Annotated in this window: 14 protein-coding genes and 1 tRNA gene; 4 read left to right on the forward strand and 11 right to left on the reverse strand. The window is 64.0% G+C overall.

Annotation, left to right across the window (positions count from 1 at the left end; translation table 11 throughout):
• Positions 1-24: 24 nt before the first annotated feature.
• The 10 genes from nucS to KIH79_RS05675 form a co-directional block, all read right to left on the reverse strand.
• Complete coding sequence (nucS, locus tag KIH79_RS05630; RefSeq protein WP_219058514.1) at positions 25-819, reverse strand: endonuclease NucS; 795 nt, start codon at positions 817-819, stop codon at positions 25-27.
• Between the two features lie 201 nt (positions 820-1020).
• Entirely contained in the window at positions 1021-1329 is a 309-nt protein-coding gene (locus tag KIH79_RS05635; RefSeq protein WP_219058515.1) for a F0F1 ATP synthase subunit epsilon, read from the reverse strand.
• On the reverse strand, positions 1329-2816 hold the full coding sequence (gene atpD, locus KIH79_RS05640) for a F0F1 ATP synthase subunit beta (RefSeq protein ID WP_219058516.1): 1488 nt from the start codon (positions 2814-2816) through the stop codon (positions 1329-1331). Before atpD ends, KIH79_RS05635 begins: the two co-directional genes overlap by 1 nt.
• A 4-nt stretch (positions 2817-2820) precedes the next feature.
• Entirely contained in the window at positions 2821-3747 is a 927-nt protein-coding gene (locus KIH79_RS05645) for a F0F1 ATP synthase subunit gamma (protein WP_033493416.1), read from the reverse strand.
• A 3-nt stretch (positions 3748-3750) separates the two neighbouring features.
• A complete protein-coding gene (gene atpA, locus KIH79_RS05650; protein ID WP_219058517.1) occupies positions 3751-5430 on the reverse strand; it encodes a F0F1 ATP synthase subunit alpha in 1680 nt (559 codons plus the stop codon).
• Positions 5431-5521: 91 nt separating this feature from the next.
• Complete coding sequence (locus KIH79_RS05655; RefSeq protein WP_219058518.1) at positions 5522-6349, reverse strand: F0F1 ATP synthase subunit delta; 828 nt, start codon at positions 6347-6349, stop codon at positions 5522-5524.
• 82 nt (positions 6350-6431) lie between these two features.
• Entirely contained in the window at positions 6432-6953 is a 522-nt protein-coding gene (locus KIH79_RS05660; RefSeq protein WP_219058550.1) for a F0F1 ATP synthase subunit B, read from the reverse strand.
• A 59-nt stretch (positions 6954-7012) separates the two neighbouring features.
• Complete coding sequence (gene atpE / locus KIH79_RS05665; protein ID WP_033493409.1) at positions 7013-7243, reverse strand: ATP synthase F0 subunit C; 231 nt, start codon at positions 7241-7243, stop codon at positions 7013-7015.
• A 129-nt stretch (positions 7244-7372) separates the two neighbouring features.
• Entirely contained in the window at positions 7373-8185 is an 813-nt protein-coding gene (atpB, locus tag KIH79_RS05670; protein WP_219058519.1) for a F0F1 ATP synthase subunit A, read from the reverse strand.
• A gap of 510 nt (positions 8186-8695) precedes the next feature.
• Positions 8696-9730, reverse strand: a complete 1035-nt coding sequence (locus KIH79_RS05675) for a homoserine O-succinyltransferase (RefSeq protein WP_219058520.1) — start codon at positions 9728-9730, stop codon at positions 8696-8698.
• A gap of 170 nt (positions 9731-9900) precedes the next feature.
• On the opposite strand from KIH79_RS05675, the gene KIH79_RS05680 reads away from it, so the two are divergent.
• A tRNA-Met gene (locus KIH79_RS05680) sits at positions 9901-9977 on the forward strand.
• Positions 9978-10129: 152 nt separating this feature from the next.
• Here KIH79_RS05680 and KIH79_RS05685 read toward each other — a convergent pair.
• Entirely contained in the window at positions 10130-12652 is a 2523-nt protein-coding gene (locus KIH79_RS05685) for a peptidase (RefSeq protein ID WP_219058521.1), read from the reverse strand.
• 316 nt (positions 12653-12968) lie between these two features.
• Between KIH79_RS05685 and KIH79_RS05690 the strand changes: the two genes are divergently transcribed.
• The 3 genes from KIH79_RS05690 to KIH79_RS05700 all read left to right on the forward strand — a co-directional run bounded on the left by KIH79_RS05690 (position 12969) and on the right by KIH79_RS05700 (position 16286).
• A complete protein-coding gene (locus KIH79_RS05690; RefSeq protein WP_420829357.1) occupies positions 12969-15236 on the forward strand; it encodes an alpha-1,4-glucan--maltose-1-phosphate maltosyltransferase in 2268 nt (755 codons plus the stop codon).
• A 153-nt stretch (positions 15237-15389) separates the two neighbouring features.
• Entirely contained in the window at positions 15390-15719 is a 330-nt protein-coding gene (locus KIH79_RS05695; RefSeq protein WP_219058523.1) for a hypothetical protein, read from the forward strand.
• Between the two features lie 72 nt (positions 15720-15791).
• Positions 15792-16286 carry an inorganic diphosphatase gene (locus tag KIH79_RS05700; RefSeq protein ID WP_033493367.1) on the forward strand — a complete coding sequence of 165 codons (495 nt, stop codon included), beginning with the start codon at positions 15792-15794 and terminating at the stop codon, positions 16284-16286.
• The last annotated feature ends 22 nt before the right edge of the window (positions 16287-16308 follow it).

A 16308-nucleotide genomic window follows, 5' to 3' on the forward strand; every position in this document is an offset into this window, starting at 1 on the left:
CGCGGTTGCCGCGCACGCCCACGCTCAGAACAGGCGCAGCGAATCGTCCTCGACGCCGCGCATCTCGTCGTAGTCGAGGATCAGGCACTCGAAGCCGCGGTCCTCGGCCAGCACGCGCGCCTGCGGCGTGATGGTCTGCGCGGCGAAGATGCCGCGCACCGGGGCGAGCAACGGGTCGCGATTGAGCAGCTTGCAGTAGCGCGTCAGCTGCTCCACGCCGTCGATGCCGCCGTGCCGCTTGATCTCGATCGCCACGTGCATGCCGCTCGCGTCGGTGGCCATGATGTCGACCGGGCCGATCGCGGTCGGATACTCGCGGCGCACGAGCTTTGCGCCCTCGCCGATACGCGTGATCTGCTGCGCGAGATAGCGCTGCAGGTGATCCTCGACGCCGTCCTTGACGAGTCCCGGATCCTCGCCCAGATCGTACGTGTCGTCCGAATACACGCGGTACAGCGCGACTTCGAGGATGTCACTCGACTTGTCCGCGGACACGCGCAGGAGCTTGGTCGGCGTGAGCTCGGACGGGTCCTTGCCGACTACCGGGGCGACGTCGTCTGCATCCGTGGTATCGGCATCGTCCGAAACGCTCGCAATGGCTCCGTCCGAGGCGCTCTCGTCGTCGGCAACGGCATCCGGCACGATTTCGCGGATCGTGCACGGCGCGGCCATCCAGTTGAGCGGCTTGTACGAACCGAGTTCGGAGAAAATCAGCAGGCTGTTGTCGGCCTTGATCAGCAGCACGCGCTTGGCCGGCGGCAGCGAGGCGGTCAGACGACCGGAGTATTCGGCGGAGCAGTCAGCAACAATAATTCGCACGTCGCAACACTGTAGCATGACCCGCGTGGCAGATACCGCTCCCTGAGACCACGCCACCAAGCGAAAACCGCCACTGCGTCCCCTGCCATACGGCGCGCCCCGCCGCCCGAATCGACTGCACACCTGCACGGTACGCATGACGAAAACAGCCTCCCCGCATTATGCGAAGGAGGCTGTCAACATACGCGAGCCGAGCGAAAACTACTCGGCGGCGACGTCCGTACCGGAGGTGCGGACCACGTCGCGACCGCGTTCGACCGCGACGGTGAGCTTGTTCGAGTCGAAGGAGATGAATCCGTCAGTGACCTCGAACACGTGGCGTTCGCCGGCCGGGTCGACCACGGTGAGCGAACCGCCCTTGATGACGGTCAGCACCGGCTCGTGGTCGGCCAGAATGCCCATCTCGCCTTCGGAGGCGGGGATGGTCACCGACTTCGCCTCGCCGTGCCACACCGGGTGGTCAGCGGCGACGATATTCACCTGCATCAAGGTCTTTGAGGATCCGGCCATCACTCACCAAGCTCCTTCTGCATGTCGTGCCACTTCTTCTCGAGGTCGTCGATGCCGCCGATGCCGGAGAACGCCTGCTCCGGAACGTCGTCGTACACGCCATCGCAGATGCGCGTGAAGGCTTCGATGGTCTCGTCGGCCGGCACGTACGAGCCCGGGCGACCGGTGAACTTCTCGGCCACGTAGAAGTTCTGGCCGAGGAACTGCTCGATGCGGCGGGCGCGGTTGACGGTGGTCTTGTCCTCTTCCGAGAGCTCGTCGATACCGATCAGGGCGATGATGTCCTGCAGCTCCTTGTTACGCTGCAGGATCGCCTTGACGCGGTTGGCGCACTCGTAGTGGGCCTGACCGACGTAACGCGGGTCAAGAATACGAGACGTCGACGAAAGCGGGTCCACGGCCGGGTAAATACCCTTCGAGGCGATGTCACGGGAAAGCTCGGTGGTCGCGTCGAGGTGGGCGAAGGTCGTGGCCGGGGCCGGGTCGGTGTAATCATCGGCCGGCACGTAGATGGCCTGCAGCGAGGTGATCGAGTGGCCGCGCGTCGAGGTGATGCGCTCCTGCAGGGCACCCATCTCGTCGGCCAGGTTCGGCTGGTAACCCACGGCGGAAGGCATACGGCCCAGCAGCGTGGACACCTCAGAACCGGCCTGCGTGAAGCGGAAGATGTTGTCGATGAACAGCAGCACGTCCTGATTCTGCACGTCGCGGAAGTACTCGGCCATCGTCAGTGCGGTCAGCGGGACGCGCAGACGGGTGCCCGGCTGCTCATCCATCTGGCCGAAGACCAGTGCGGTCTTCTCGAGCACGCCGGCCTCGCCCATCTCGCCGATCAGATCGTTGCCCTCACGGGTACGCTCGCCGACGCCGGCGAACACGGACACACCGCCGTGGTTCTGCGCGACTCGCTGGATCATCTCCTGAATCAGCACGGTCTTGCCGACGCCGGCGCCACCGAACAGACCGATCTTGCCACCCTGCACATACGGGGTCAGCAGATCGATGACCTTGATGCCGGTCTCGAACATCTGGGTCTTGGACTCCAGCTGGTCGAATGCCGGCGGCTTGCGGTGGATGGGCCAACGCTCGGTGACCTTGATGGTCTCGTCGGGCTTCTTGTTGAGCACGTGGCCGGTCACGTCGAACACGTGGCCGAGGGTCACGTCGCCGACCGGCACGGAGATCGGGCCGCCCGTGTCGACGACGGTCGCGCCGCGGACCAGACCGTCGGTCGGCTTGAGCGCGACGCAACGCACGGTCGAATCGCCGAGGTGCTGTTCGACTTCCAGCGTGATCGAATGGGAGGTTTCGCCTTCCTCATGCGCGCCGGTGTTGGTCAGCTGCACGGTCAGTGCATTGTAGATGTCAGGCAGGTGGCCCACCGGGAATTCGACGTCGATGACCGAACCCTGGATACGCGTGACGCGACCATTGATCGGCTCTGCGGCCGTCTCGGCAGGTGCTGTGGTCTGAAGATTCTCAGCCATGTTCCTACTCTTCCTTGTTGTTCAGCGCGTCGGCGCTGCCGATGATTTCGGTAAGTTCCTGGGTGATCGAGGCCTGGCGCGAAGCATTGAGCTTGCGGGTCAGATCGTCGATCAGGTTGCGGGCGTTCTCCGTGGCCGTGTGCATGGCGTTCTGACGGCTTGCGGTCTCGGACGCGGCGGCCTCCAGCAGGCACTCGTGGATGCGCGACTGGATGTACTTCGGCAGCACGGCGTCCAGCACTTCCTCAAGGCTCGGCTCGAACGAATACAGCGGCGTGGCCTTGCCGGCATCGCTCGGCGCGTCGAATCCGGGCTGAGCGGCCTCGTGCTCGGCCTCGATGACCTCGACCGGCAGCATGCGCAGCACGCGCACCTTCTGAACCACCATGTTGATGAACTCGGTGTAGACGATGTAGAGTTCGGAGACTCCACCCTCGGCGGCCGGCTTCATGTAGGCGTTCATCAGTGCCGTGGAGATCGCCTCGGCGACTTCGACGCCAGGCTTGTCGGTATCGCCCTCCCACGTATCGGCGATGTCGCGGTTGCGGTACTTGTAGTACGTGACACCGCGGCGGCCGTATACGTACAGCTCCGGCTGCTTGCCGTCCGCTTCGAGACGGTTGAGCAGATCCTCCGTCTCGCGGATGATCGACGACGTGTACGCGCCGGCCATACCACGATCCGACGTCAAGGCGAGGACGGCAACCTTCGGGTTGTCCTCCTCCTTCTTGACGATCGGATGCGTGATATGCGAATGGGCTACCACAGCCTGCACGGCATCGAAAATCGCATCGGCATAGGGCTTCGCGTTCAGGGCAACGTCACGTGCCTTGGCAATGTGCGAAGACGCGATCATCTCCTGGGCGTTGAAGATCTTCTCCAACGAACCCGTGGAGGCGATCCTGCTCTTCAATGCGAGTTGCGATCCCATGGGCTACTTCTTTTCTCCGGCCATCGGGTGCTTGTTCGGATCGTGCTCCGGCTTTTCGGCCTTGGCCACGATCTTCTCCTGCTCGACCGGCGTCGGGTTCTTCGAGACCTTCTTCTTCTCGACCAGCGGCTTGCCGGCCTTGGTCACGTAGGTCGCGCGGAACTCGTCCACGGCCTTGTCGAGGGCCGCTTCGGTGTCGGGCGTGAAGTTCTCGGTGTCACGGATGGTGGTGAGGATGTCGGTGTTGTGGTCGAGCCAGTCGAGCAGCGCATGCTCGAACGGCAGCACGTCACCCAGCGGCAGATCGTCCATCTTGCCATGGGTGCCGGCCCACACGGACACGACTTCCTGTTCCATCGAATACGGCGAGAACTGCGGCTGCTTGAGGAGCTCGGTCAGGTGCGCGCCGCGGTTCAGCTGGGCCTTGGACGCGGCGTCCAGATCGGACGCGAACATCGCGAAGGACTCCAGCGAGCGGTACTGCGCCAGCGAGATCTTCAGCGTGCCGGAGACCTTCTTTAAGGCCTTGGTCTGCGCCGCGCCGCCGACTCGGGACACGGAGATGCCGACGTCCACGGCCGGACGCTGGTTCGCGTTGAACAGGTCGGACTGCAGGAAGATCTGACCGTCGGTGATGGAGATCACGTTGGTCGGAATGTAGGCGGACACGTCGTTCGCCTTGGTCTCGACGATCGGCAGGCCGGTCATCGAGCCGCCGCCGAGGTCATCGGAAACCTTCGCGCAGCGTTCGAGCAGACGGGAGTGCAGGTAGAACACATCGCCCGGGTACGCCTCGCGCCCCGGCGGGCGACGCAGCAGCAGCGAGATCGAGCGGTACGCCTCGGCCTGCTTCGACAGATCGTCGAAGACGATGAGGACGTGCTTGCCGTGGTACATCCAGTGCTGTCCGATGGCGGAACCGGTGTAGGGGGCAATGTACTTGAAACCGGCGGAATCGGAAGCCGGGGAGGCGACGATGGTGGTGTACTCCATCGCGCCGGCCTCTTCGAGACTCTGACGCACCGAAGCGATGGTCGAGCCCTTCTGGCCGATGGCGACGTAGATGCAGCGGACCTGCTTCTTCGGATCGCCGGATTCCCAGTTCTTCTTCTGGTTGATGATGGTGTCGATCGCGATGGCCGTCTTGCCGGTCTGACGATCGCCGATGATGAGCTGGCGCTGGCCGCGGCCGATCGGCGTCATCGCGTCGATGGCCTTCAGACCGGTGGACATAGGCTCGTCGACCGGGTGACGGTGCATCACGTCGGGGGCCTGAGCCTCGAGGATACGACGACCCTCGATGTCCTTGATCTCGCCCAGACCGTCGATCGGGTTGCCCAGCGGGTCGACGGTGCGGCCGAGATAGCCGTCACCAACAGGCACGGAGAGCACTTCGCCGGTGCGACGGACCTCCTGGCCTTCCTCGATGCCTGCGAAGTCGCCGAGGATAACCACGCCGATCTCGCGGGCGTCAAGGTTGAACGCCAGGCCGAGCGTGCCGTCCTCGAAGGTCAGCAGCTCATTGGCCATGCAACCAGGCAGTCCCGTCACGTGCGCAATGCCGTCGCCGGCCGTGGCCACGTAGCCCACTTCCTGGGTGGGCGTGTCCGACGGCTTGTACGACTCGACGAACTCATCGAGCGCCTTGCGTATCGTGGTGGGATCAATGGTAAGTTCTGCCATGATCACTCCTTGTTGTTATTGGTAAATCTGTGGGATCCTGCCGGCCGTCCGTGGTGTTCGGGCACGTTCGGATTCGACGGGATATTCGTCGTCAGGCGCTGGCCTGAACGGTGCGGTTCAAATGCTGGAGCTGCGCGACCACCGTGTTGTCGGTGACCTCGTCGCCCACCTGGACGCGCATGCCGCCGATCACGGACGGATCGACGACCGAATTGATGTGCACCGGGCGGCCGACCTTCTTCGTGTAGATCGCGGTGAGCTTCTTGATCTGCTCGAGCTTGAGCGGCGTGGCGGTGGTCACGGTGACCATCGACTCGCCCATGTGGCGCGAGAACTTGTTGATCAGCCACTGCACGGTCTGCAGGTAGCGACGGTTGCGCAGGTTGCAGGTCGCGTGTTCGGCGAGGCGCTTGGTGACCTTGTTGAGATCGCTGGAGCCGATCAGGCTGTTGAGCAGCTTGGTGCGGGCCTCGGCGGGCGCGCTGTCGTCGGACAGCTCGGAGCGCAGGACCGGCATGCCGATCAGCGCCGAATGCAGTTCGGCCAGTTCGATCGACACCTGCAGGGTGGTGCCGGTGGCGTCCGCGTAGTACATCATGCCGTCCACGCCGAAGTCCTCCACGGCGTTGGCGATGTCGGACACGCGGCTCCAACGGCGACCGACCAGATCGGTCATGATCTCCATCGTCATCGGATGCGCCTGACCACCGATCAGGGTGTTCAGCACGGCGACCTTGTCCGCCACCGGGCGCGACGGGTCGGTGAGCGCGCGTTCAAGCTGGACGTTGTGATCGAGCACGTTGGTCAGCGAGAACAGTTCGTTCCCGATGCGCCATGCGTCCAGACCGGACTCGCGCAGCTTGGGTGCCAGCGAGTCACGTGAGACGCGATCGGCGATGCGCGATGCTTCTCCTCGCATTGGTCACCTCCCTTTCCTTGACGTTTGCGTTGTTGCGTGACGTATGTGACGTGCGTTACTGACGTGACGGACGGTCACCGCGTCACTTCTTGTCGGAGTCCATCTCGTCGAGCAGATTGTCGATCATGCTCGACTGCACGTCCGCGTCCTCGAGCTTGGAGCCGAGGATCTTGCCCGCAAGGGCAGCGGCGAGCGTGCCGACTTCGCCCTTGAGGCTGACCATGGCCTGACGGTGCTGCGACTCGATGGAGCGCTGCGCGTTGGCGGTGATCTGCGCCGCGTCGGATTCGGCGCGGGAGCGGGCGTCGGCGATGATGTGCGAGGCTTCGGCGCGGGCGTCGTCGCGGATCTTGGAGGCTTCCACGCGGGCGTTGCTCAGCTGGGCCTCATACTTGGCCTTCGCTTCGTCAGCGTCCTTCTTGGCCTGTTCGGCCTTGGCGATGTTGCCTTCGATCTTTGCCGCACGCTCGTCGAAGATCGCATTGAACTTCGGCAGGAAGAACTTGTAGAAGAACAGCGCAACGATGACAAGGATGATCAGGGACCACACAATGTCATAGGTCTCGGGGATGAACAGATCGATTCCGCCTTCTGCCAGTGTCATCATGAAGCCCTCCTTTCATTGTTGGACATGGATCGTTGTTTCGTGCGTTCGCCCGATGCTTACTTGATGATCAGGGCGGCGACGAAGCCGATCAGGGCCAGCACCTCGACCAGAGCCAGGCCGATGAACATGATGGTCTGGATCTTGCCGGACATCTCGGGCTGGCGGGCGGTGGATTCCATGGCCTTACCGAAGAGGATGCCCAGACCGATGCCGGGGCCCAGAGTACCGATGCCGTAGCCGATGACGGACAGGTTGCCGGCGACCTCAGCGAGGGTGATGATATCCATTTCTGTTTCCTTTCTAACGTACGAGGTGACGTTATAAATCTTGGGTTCCGCCTGCGTTCCGCGGATTGCGACTGCGGTTTGGCGAGACGCGTCGCGGAACGTGCGGAATGCCCGGAAGGACCGCTGGGGTCACTCCTCCGGGAAGCTCAGGTTGATGTACACGGTCGACAGGATCGCGAACACGTACGCCTGGAGGAACGCGACGAAGGCCTCGAAGCAGGTCATCGCGAAGCCGCCGGCGAACCACAGCGCGCCCACCGGGACGCCCTGCAGCTTGCTGGCCGCGTCGACCATCCAGTACTGCGCGAACGCGAGGCAGGTGGCGACCATGAGGTGGCCGGAGACCATGTTCGCGAAGAGTCGGATCGTCAGCGAGGCCGGACGGATGACGAGCAGCTCGAGGATGTTGATCGGCGCGAGCAGGATGTAGACAGGCCACGGCACGCCCGGCGTGAACAGCTCGTGGCGCAGGTAATGGCCGAGGCCCTGCGAGCGGGCGGCGGCGATCCAGTACTGCGCCATCGTCCACAGCGCGAACACGAGCGGCATGACGACGGTCGCGGTGGCGGCCATGTTCATGCCCGGCACGATGCCGCACAGGTTGAACACGAAGATCGTGAAGAACAGCGTGGTGATCATCGGCACGTAGCGCTTGCCGCGGGTCTCGCCCATGATGTCATAGACGATCTTGTCGCGCACGAAGTCGAGGCCCATTTCGACGACGCCCTGCCAGCGGCCGGGGATCAGCTTGGCGCGGCTGGCGGTCACGCCGAGCACGGCGAGCAGCACGATCGTGGCGACGATGCGGATGAGAATGATGCGATTGATCGCGAACGGAGTGCCCTGGAACAGGATCTCCGGAGGAAGGAAGTCATCGACCGACGGAAGATGCGCGCCCGTCTCGGCCGCCAACAGCATACCGGTGCCGAATGAACCGACCATAATCACGCCTCCTGCTTCTTGATTCCGGTGTCAGTTTAGCCCAAGGGGTGGGGCGAATGTGACGCTCCGGTTACCTCCGTCTCCCCGATTTCAGGGTCTGCGCAGCGCGGCTTGGAGTCGACGTTGTGCATTCGACTCCGAATGGCTGTGTGTGATTATTAGCCCGTGTTCGGACAAATCCGGCGATTGTTGGAAACCTGCCATTCCGCCGGCGTTTCGCATCGGCACGATTATCGGACATCCGCCTGTCATATGTCTTGTTAACGCTCACAGTCAAGGCAATGGAGCATGGCCGCCGCAGTTCGCCACTCGGTCATCCGCCCGTCCACTTCGTGGACATACGGGACGTCCGCCCCGCGGACACACATGCGTCCATTCCGCGGACATCCGCACGTACGAACACCGGAACGTGCGGCAGCCGGCCCGTGTTTCACGCCGTGCATGCATCAGCCGCGCACTCGCCGGCAGCGCAGCCGCCGCACGGCGCCCACGCGCGGCAATCGCACGCAGTCAGCTGGCGATCACGCCGTAGCCGTCGTGCACGAACGGCGCGAACCCGTCCTTGCGCGGGGAACCCGGCTCGTGACGGATCGAACGGTCCGTGCCGAGACGCTTCTCGCGACGCAGCTGCGGCACTTCGGTCAGGTCGTACGGCGTGGTCTGGTACACCCAGTTCAGCCAGTTGCGCCACAGCAGGTTGCCGTGCGCGCGCCAGCTGAACAGCGGTTCGAGCGACGGGTCGTCGTGCGGGAAGTAGTTCTTCGGGAACGGCACGTTCGTCATGCCCTTGTTCATGTCGCGCTCGTACTCCTCGGCGAGCGTGTACTTGCCGTACTCCCAGTGGCCGAGCGCGAACACCTCGGAGAAATCGCGCGTGGCGATCAGGCCGGGGCCGGACTGCGGACCCCACGTGAGGATCTGCAGGTCGCGGTTCGCGCGCACGTCGTCCTCGTTCACGCCGGCGAGGCGCGAGTGCGGCTGCAGCGCGATCTCGTCGAAGCCGTTCGTCAGGAAACAGTACTCGTCCTGCAGGTACTGCGGGAACACGCCGAAGATCTTCTGCGGATAGTCGATCTTGCGCACGCCGTAGCGGTAGTTGAGCGCGCCCATCGCGCCCCAGCACAGGTACATGGTCGAGAACACGTGCGTGGACGCCCAGTCGAGGATGCGCTTGAACTCGTCCCAGTAGTCGACCTCCTCGAACGGCATGTGCTCGACCGGCGCGCCGGTGACGACGAAGCCGTCGTAGTAGTTGTCCTTGAACGCGTCGAGCGTCTCGTAGAACTTGAGCAGATGGTCGGCGGAGACATGCGTGGCCTCGTGCGTGGAGGTCTTCATGAAGTCGATCTCGACCTGCAGCGGGGACTTCGAGATGAGTCGCAGCAGCTGCGTCTCCGTCTCGATCTTCTTGGGCATGAGGTTCAGGATCACCAGCTTGAGCGGACGCACGCGCTGGCGCTCCGCTTCGGGCTTCTCGAGCGCGAAGATGCGCTCCGATTCGAGGATGGCACGGGCCGGCAGGCCGCTGGGGATCTTGATAGGCATACCCATTATTATGGCAACATCCCGCCGACGGGATGCCGGGCGCGTTATTCTTCCGCGTTATGACAGGCTATCAATCCACGTTCTCTCCCCGTTCTCCGATCGCGACACGCCGATTTGACATATGCTCATTCACCGGTAAATTAGATTGAGCTGTCTGAATGACAAGCCGTCGCGGGGTGGAGCAGCTCGGTAGCTCGCTGGGCTCATAACCCAGAGGTCCATGGTTCAAATCCATGCCCCGCTACCAACCGAAAGGCTGGGAATCGCAAGGTTCCCAGCCTTTTTCGTTATCTTCGCCATCCAGCGGCCCGGAAACCGGATCATAGGGATTATCGGCCAAAAAACGGGGTTCATAGGAATACCACCCGCCGCCGCAATCGGGCAGACCACGGCGCACGATCAGGCAGGATGCCGATGGGCGGCCGCGAGCAGGGACAGCCCGGCAAGCAACGCGATGCAGGCCACGGACAGCACGACGCCGAAATCGGATCCGGTGAAGGGCAATGGCTCCTCCGGCGTCTCTTCGACGGTTTCCACCGGCTCTTCCGGTTCCTCCGTCACGGTCACGACCTCCCCCTCGACGCCGAGCGCATGGGTGACGAGCACGTCGCCGTCCTTGGAGAACACGGTGGCACGCCAGTGCACGAGTCCGGCGGCCGACGAGCTGACCGCGGGGCTGGTCGCCGACCACACGGTCGACCGATCGCAGTCCACAAGGCCGAACGAGTCAGACGAATCGAGTCCGTTCTCGCCTGTCGCTTCGTCTCCCGTCACGGAACCGTCGGCGGCGTCTCCCGCAGCCTCGCCGACAGCATCATCGGCACCGTCCGCGGTGGCACCGTCCGCGCACACCGCGATCGGCTCGACCTTCGCCTCATCGAGCAGTTTGCCGTTCAGTCCGGGCAACTCGCCGTCCCCAATCGCCTCCCACGCGCTGAACGTCACGTACGCACCGTCCGGCAGCGCGCCGCGGATCGTCGCCACATCACGGAACGACTCCCCCACCGTCGCATGTTCGGGATCGACCTGCGTGTTCAGCACCAGCTCGTCGTCCTCCGGCTCATCCGGCGGCGTCTCCTCGTCCGGCGGGGGAGTCTCTTCCCCGGGCTCGTCCGGTGGCGTCTCCGGAGGCGTCTCGGGTTCTTCGGGAGGCGTGACTCGCGTGCGCTCCCACGCGTCGTCGTATGCGCTGGACGCGGCCGGCACCCGGTCATCGCCGGCAAAGCTCCATACGAACACGTACCAGCCGTGCGTTTCGGCCACGATATGCACCGGATCGCCGTGCGCGTCCGGCTGGCCGCCGCCCACGACGATGCGTCCGTTCACGGCCGGATAGTCCCACGTGCCGATCAGACGATGATGCTCGTCCTCGGTCGGAACCTGCGTCCCGGACGGTCGCCAGTCGTCGTCCTTCGACGGATCGTCCGCATCGCCGGCCCACCATACGCTCACCTGCGCATGGGTGCGGTCCGCACCCAATCCAAGCGCCGCGTCGCCTGTGAACGATCCATGGTCGTCGGGGAATCCGCCGATCGTGATCGTGTCGCTCAGCTCGTCGCCCACCGTCGCCCGGGACTCGGCGACGGTCGATTCGACGGCGATCTCAGGCCGGTTCACATTGGTTTCCGCCGGATCAAGGAACGGCGTGACGATGTCATGCTCCAGATACTCGCGCATCGCGTCGCTTTGCTCGTCCCGTTCGATGGCCCACACCCACGTGCCGAACAGACCGTCGCCCGCGGCGCGGTACGGTTCGTCGCCGCCGAATTCGGTCATCGCCCGCACGCGCACGGTCTGTCCGGAACCGGTGAACGTCGCCGTGCCATAGCCCGCCGGGGCATACCCGGACTCGCCGATCCGCTTGACGAACGCTTCTGCGCGCTCTCCCGCATCCGGCGCAAGATCGTCGTCCACGCGCGCGGCGGGAATGCCGTCGAAATACCAGCCGGTCGCGTTGACCGCCTCGCCGTCGAGCCATTGGCCGCGTTCGCCGTCGAGCAGCACGGTCACATCATCGTGCACGTAGTCGCCGGCTTCGACCGCGCCCTGCGCCGTCGTGGTGACGATCGTCGGCTCGAAATCCCTGCGCACGGCGAACCGGACCACATCGCCGCCGCGTGTGGTCGTCTCGTCGGACAGACTGATCAGGTCCTGAGCTCCCGGCATGTACTCCAGCGCAGGCACGTCGTAAGTCGGGGTCACGCTCACCTCGCCGACGGCCGTCGCGCGCCATGCGTGCGTTATCGGACCGTCTCCCGTGACTCCCGATATCGTCGCCTCGCCGTTGTCCACGAACACCGCCGGACCGTTCAGCGTGATCGTGTAGGAGATGCCGGCCACCGGCTCGTCGTAGCCGTTGACGATGCGCGCGATGACGTCGCCCTCACGTATGCCCTTGGCGTAGGTTTGTTCGACGACCGCCGAGGACACCGTGTTGCGCCCAGCCTCCTCCCACAGGCGTTCCATCCGCTCCTCGATGTGCGGGTATTTCTTCACCATCTCCGCGCGATGCGCCTGCCACCGTTCCTGGTTCACGTCGAAGTAATCGTGCACGAACATGCCGATCGAGGCGAACACGAGCCGTCCGGTGCCGACCGTCGTCGAATACCGGTCCATCAGCCAGGCGACTCTGCGCGCGGCGTCGCTGTCGTCGACGATCGTGGTGTCGGAGATCACATAGTCGACGTTTTCGCCGATTTCGCTGCAGTAGTAATAGTTGCCGTTCTTGTCGAGCGCGATTACGCCGACGGCCGTCGGCTTGCCGGTTTCCGGCGACGGATAGGTCATGTACATGCCGCTCGGCGAATCGTCGAGCGACTGTTCCGCCAGCGCCGTCCGGTTCGTCAGACCGAACGCGAGCATGGCCAGCACCGCCGCGACGATGATGCAGATCAGTTTGGGTGCCCCGTTGCGTACCGTCATGTCTCTCCCCTTTCCCGCCGGCTTCGCATCCGCCGCCGGCATGCGATGTCGTGCGAATGACCCTACGTTGCCGGCCGTTCGCCGTCGCGTCCGCAGCCACGCGGACGCCGGTTCGAGTAGCATGCCATAATCCCGCCGCCGACCGTCCGAATTCCGGACCATGTGGTCGAAAGGTCGCTTTGCCGGCGTGTTGTGGACAACTTTCGGCAAATTCACAGAAAAGTTATCCACATTTAACCGATTCAAGCTCAGAAACGGCGATTTTATGCACAAATTCGCTGTTCCACGTCACACGCACCACCCTAGAATGGGCCGTATGGAAAATGCACAGACTAGCGCTGAAGTTGAGCGCACCAGCAGCACCTCCACGACCTCCGCCCCCGCGACGAAGAAGTCTGACTCCGCCGAGAAGGCAGCCAAAACCACCCGCACCCGCAAGACGACCGCAGGCAAGACCACGCGCACCCGCAAGGCGGCGGCCAAGCTTCCCTCCACCACGGCGGTCGGCGAAATGCCGGCGCAGACCCTGCCCGTCACCGAGCCCGGCCAGTTCGGCCGCGTCAACGTGCTGGACATCACCCCGGGCGAGGAGCGCGGCATCTATCCGGCCCGCGTCGAGCTCGGAGAGCCGTTCAAGGTCACGGCCCAGGTCTTCATCGAAGGCCGCACCAAGGTCGGCGCCACTCTGATCGTGCGCAACCCGCGCGGCAAGGAGATGGAACGCGTGCCGATGACCTGCGTGAACAAGGGCCTCGACCGTTGGTCCGCCGAACTCAAGTGCGGCGAACGTTCCGACGTCAAACCGTGGGATCCCGAATTCGCGGCCGTCAAGCGTCAGCTCGGCGAGTGGACGGTCACCGTCGAGGGCTGGGAGGACACGTACGCCTCGTGGCTGCACGACGCGCGTATCAAGGTCAAGGTCAACGACGACGTGGAGAACGCGCTGGATTCCGGCGCCGAACTGCTCGCCCGCTGGGCCGTCGACAAGGATGCGAAGCTGAACGCGGAGGAGCGCAAGACGCTCAAGGAGGCCGCCAAGACGGCCGCCGACCGCACGCTCAGCCCCGAGGAGCGCCTTGCCGCCGCCGACAACGCCGCCATCGAGGCGCTGCACGAGACCAACCCGCTGCGTGACGGCATTTCGCCGAGCGAACCGCAGCGCTTCAAGGTCGAGCGTCCGACCTCCAGCTTCGCCGCATGGTATCAGTTCTTCCCGCGTTCCGAGGGCGCGTACGTCGATCAGGCGACCGGCAAGATCGTGCAGGGCACGCTCAAGACGGCCGTGTCCGGTCTTGAACGCGCGAAGGCCGAGGGCTTCGACGTCGTGTACCTGCCGCCGATCTTCCCGATCGGCGTGACGAACCGCAAGGGCCGCAACAACTCGCTCGTCGCAGGCCCTGACGATCCAGGCTCGCCGTTCGGCATCGGCTCGTCGTTCGGCGGCCACGACACCGTCGACCCGCTGCTCGGCACGATGGACGACTTCAAGGCGCTCGTCGCCAAGGCGCACGAGCTGGGCCTCGAAATCGCGCTCGACTTCGCGCTGCAGTGCTCGCCCGACCACCCGTGGGTCAAGGCGCATCCGAACTGGTTCCGCACCAAGCCGGACGGCACGATCGCGTTCGCCGAGAACCCGCCGAAGAAGTATCAGGACATCTATCCGATCGACTTCAACGCCGACATGCCCGGCATCGAGAAGGAAGTCGAGCGGATCATGAACCTGTGGATCGAGGCGGGAGTCACGATCTTCCGCGTCGACAACCCGCACACCAAGCCGGTGCGCTTCTGGCAGGACGTGATCGCGGCCGTGACCAAGAAGCATCCGGAGGTGCTGTTCCTCGCCGAGGCGTTCACCCGCCCGGGCATGATGCGCGCGCTCAGCTACGTGGGCTTCACGCAGTCGCACTGCTACTTCCCGTGGCGCAACACCAAGGAGGAGCTGTCCGAGTACCTGCTCGAGACGAACGGCGACGACGGCTACTACCAGCACAACACGTTCTGGCCGACCACGCCGGACATCCTCACCGCCTACATCCGCGACAACGGCATCGCCGGCCACGCGGTGCGCGCGGTACTCGCCGCCATGGGCTCCCCGAGCTGGGGCATCTACAACGGCTACGAGCTCATCGAGAACAAGCAGCGCCCGGGATTCGAGGAGCAGATCGACAACGAGAAGTACGAGGTCAAGGTCCGTGACTGGGCCAAGGCCGACAAGTACGGCATCGCCGAGCTGCTCACGTCCCTGAACCGCATCCGTCGCGAGCACAAGGCCGCGTTCGGCTACCACAATCTGAGCCTGCTGCGCACGCACGACGAGAACATCCTCGCGTTCGCACGCCACACGCCGGCCGAGCTGACCGGCACCGGCAAGGCCGAGACGCTGATCGTCGTTGTGAACCTCGACGGTCACAACGCGCATCAGGACGAGGTGCACTTCGAAATGACCGACTTCGACGTCGATCCGGCAAAAGGCGCGCATCTGCGCGACGAGCTGACCGGCCGCGAGTTCGACTGGAAGTGGGACAACTTCGTCTCGCTGGCCCCGTGGGCCGACGTGGCGCACATCTTCACCGTCGTGCGCTAGCCGGTTTCATCAAGCGGCATACCCCGGCAACATGAAAGGGCTTCCTGCAGATGCAGGAAGCCCTTTTCCGTCTCTTCGGCTCCTTCCGCCACGCCCGGCCAGTCGCCTCCCCCTCCAACCGATACACTGGAATCACCGAGGAAAGGACCTCCCATGAAGCATAAGAAAACCATCCTGGCACTGGCATCGGCGGCAGTGCTGATCATCTGGGCGATCTGCGTCTCCACTTTTTTTCATGCCCCGCACACTCCCTCTCTGCCGGAGGGATACGTGAACGACGTGGTCTCATCCAAGGGCATCGACAACGTATCGTGGGACGATTTCAGCCAGTATCCGCATCAGGACGTGGGTAGCGGCAACTACGTTTATCGATACGACCTGCCCGACGACACCCACCTGCTCATCAGCGGTCCGAATCTTGACGATCCGCCCATGTCCGTCACTTTCATCGGCACGGACGGCACCGAAATCAAGCTGAAATGACTCGCGCCGCATCCAGCAAACGCGGTATTGTGGTGCATGTCAATATAACTGTCGATTCTCAAGGAGAACAACATGGCAGAAACCTTCAACGTCGTGGTCGAGATTCCGCGCGGTTCCAAGAACAAGTACGAAGTGGATCAGGAGACCGGCCGCGTCTTCCTCGACCGCGAGCTGTTCACCGCGATGGGCTACCCGGATGACTACGGCTACATCGAGGGCACGCTGGGCGAGGACGGCGATCCGCTGGACGCGCTCGTGATGGTCAAGAACTCCGTGTTCCCGGGCTGCGTCATCGAGTGCCGCGCCGTCGGCCTGTACCACATGGAGGACGAAGAGGGCGGCGACGACAAGGTGCTGTGCGTGCCGGCCGACGTCCGCTACGACGGCATCAAGGACGTCAAGGACGTCAACGAGTACCACCTCGCCGAGATCAAGCACTTCTTCGAGCAGTACAAGGCTCTCGAGCCGGGCAAGGAAGTCAAGCCGGGCGACTACTGGACCGGTGCGGACGTGGCCGAAAAGGAAATCAAGGAAGCGCGCGAGCGTCTCGCCGCTTCGCAGAAGTGAGCCGCGACTCGATGAATCGCCG

Source organism: Bifidobacterium miconis, assembly GCF_019331735.1.
Taxonomy (GTDB): Bacteria; Actinomycetota; Actinomycetes; order Actinomycetales; family Bifidobacteriaceae; genus Bifidobacterium; species Bifidobacterium miconis.

Excerpts from the sequence above, each read along its gene's own strand:
- KIH79_RS05635 (WP_219058515.1), bottom strand. The coding sequence starts at position 1,329 with ATGGCCGGATCCTCAAAGACCTTGATGCAGGTGAATATCGTCGCCGCT.
- atpD (WP_219058516.1), bottom strand. The coding sequence starts at position 2,816 with ATGGCTGAGAATCTTCAGACCACAGCACCTGCCGAGACGGCCGCAGAG.
- KIH79_RS05645 (WP_033493416.1), bottom strand. The coding sequence starts at position 3,747 with ATGGGATCGCAACTCGCATTGAAGAGCAGGATCGCCTCCACGGGTTCG.
- atpA (WP_219058517.1), bottom strand. The coding sequence starts at position 5,430 with ATGGCAGAACTTACCATTGATCCCACCACGATACGCAAGGCGCTCGAT.
- KIH79_RS05655 (WP_219058518.1), bottom strand. The coding sequence starts at position 6,349 with ATGCGAGGAGAAGCATCGCGCATCGCCGATCGCGTCTCACGTGACTCG.
- KIH79_RS05660 (WP_219058550.1), bottom strand. The coding sequence starts at position 6,953 with ATGACACTGGCAGAAGGCGGAATCGATCTGTTCATCCCCGAGACCTAT.
- atpE (WP_033493409.1), bottom strand. The coding sequence starts at position 7,243 with ATGGATATCATCACCCTCGCTGAGGTCGCCGGCAACCTGTCCGTCATC.
- atpB (WP_219058519.1), bottom strand. The coding sequence starts at position 8,185 with ATGGTCGGTTCATTCGGCACCGGTATGCTGTTGGCGGCCGAGACGGGC.
- KIH79_RS05675 (WP_219058520.1), bottom strand. The coding sequence starts at position 9,730 with ATGCCTATCAAGATCCCCAGCGGCCTGCCGGCCCGTGCCATCCTCGAA.
- KIH79_RS05685 (WP_219058521.1), bottom strand. The coding sequence starts at position 12,652 with ATGACGGTACGCAACGGGGCACCCAAACTGATCTGCATCATCGTCGCG.
- KIH79_RS05690 (WP_420829357.1), top strand. The coding sequence starts at position 12,969 with ATGGAAAATGCACAGACTAGCGCTGAAGTTGAGCGCACCAGCAGCACC.
- KIH79_RS05695 (WP_219058523.1), top strand. The coding sequence starts at position 15,390 with ATGAAGCATAAGAAAACCATCCTGGCACTGGCATCGGCGGCAGTGCTG.
- KIH79_RS05700 (WP_033493367.1), top strand. The coding sequence starts at position 15,792 with ATGGCAGAAACCTTCAACGTCGTGGTCGAGATTCCGCGCGGTTCCAAG.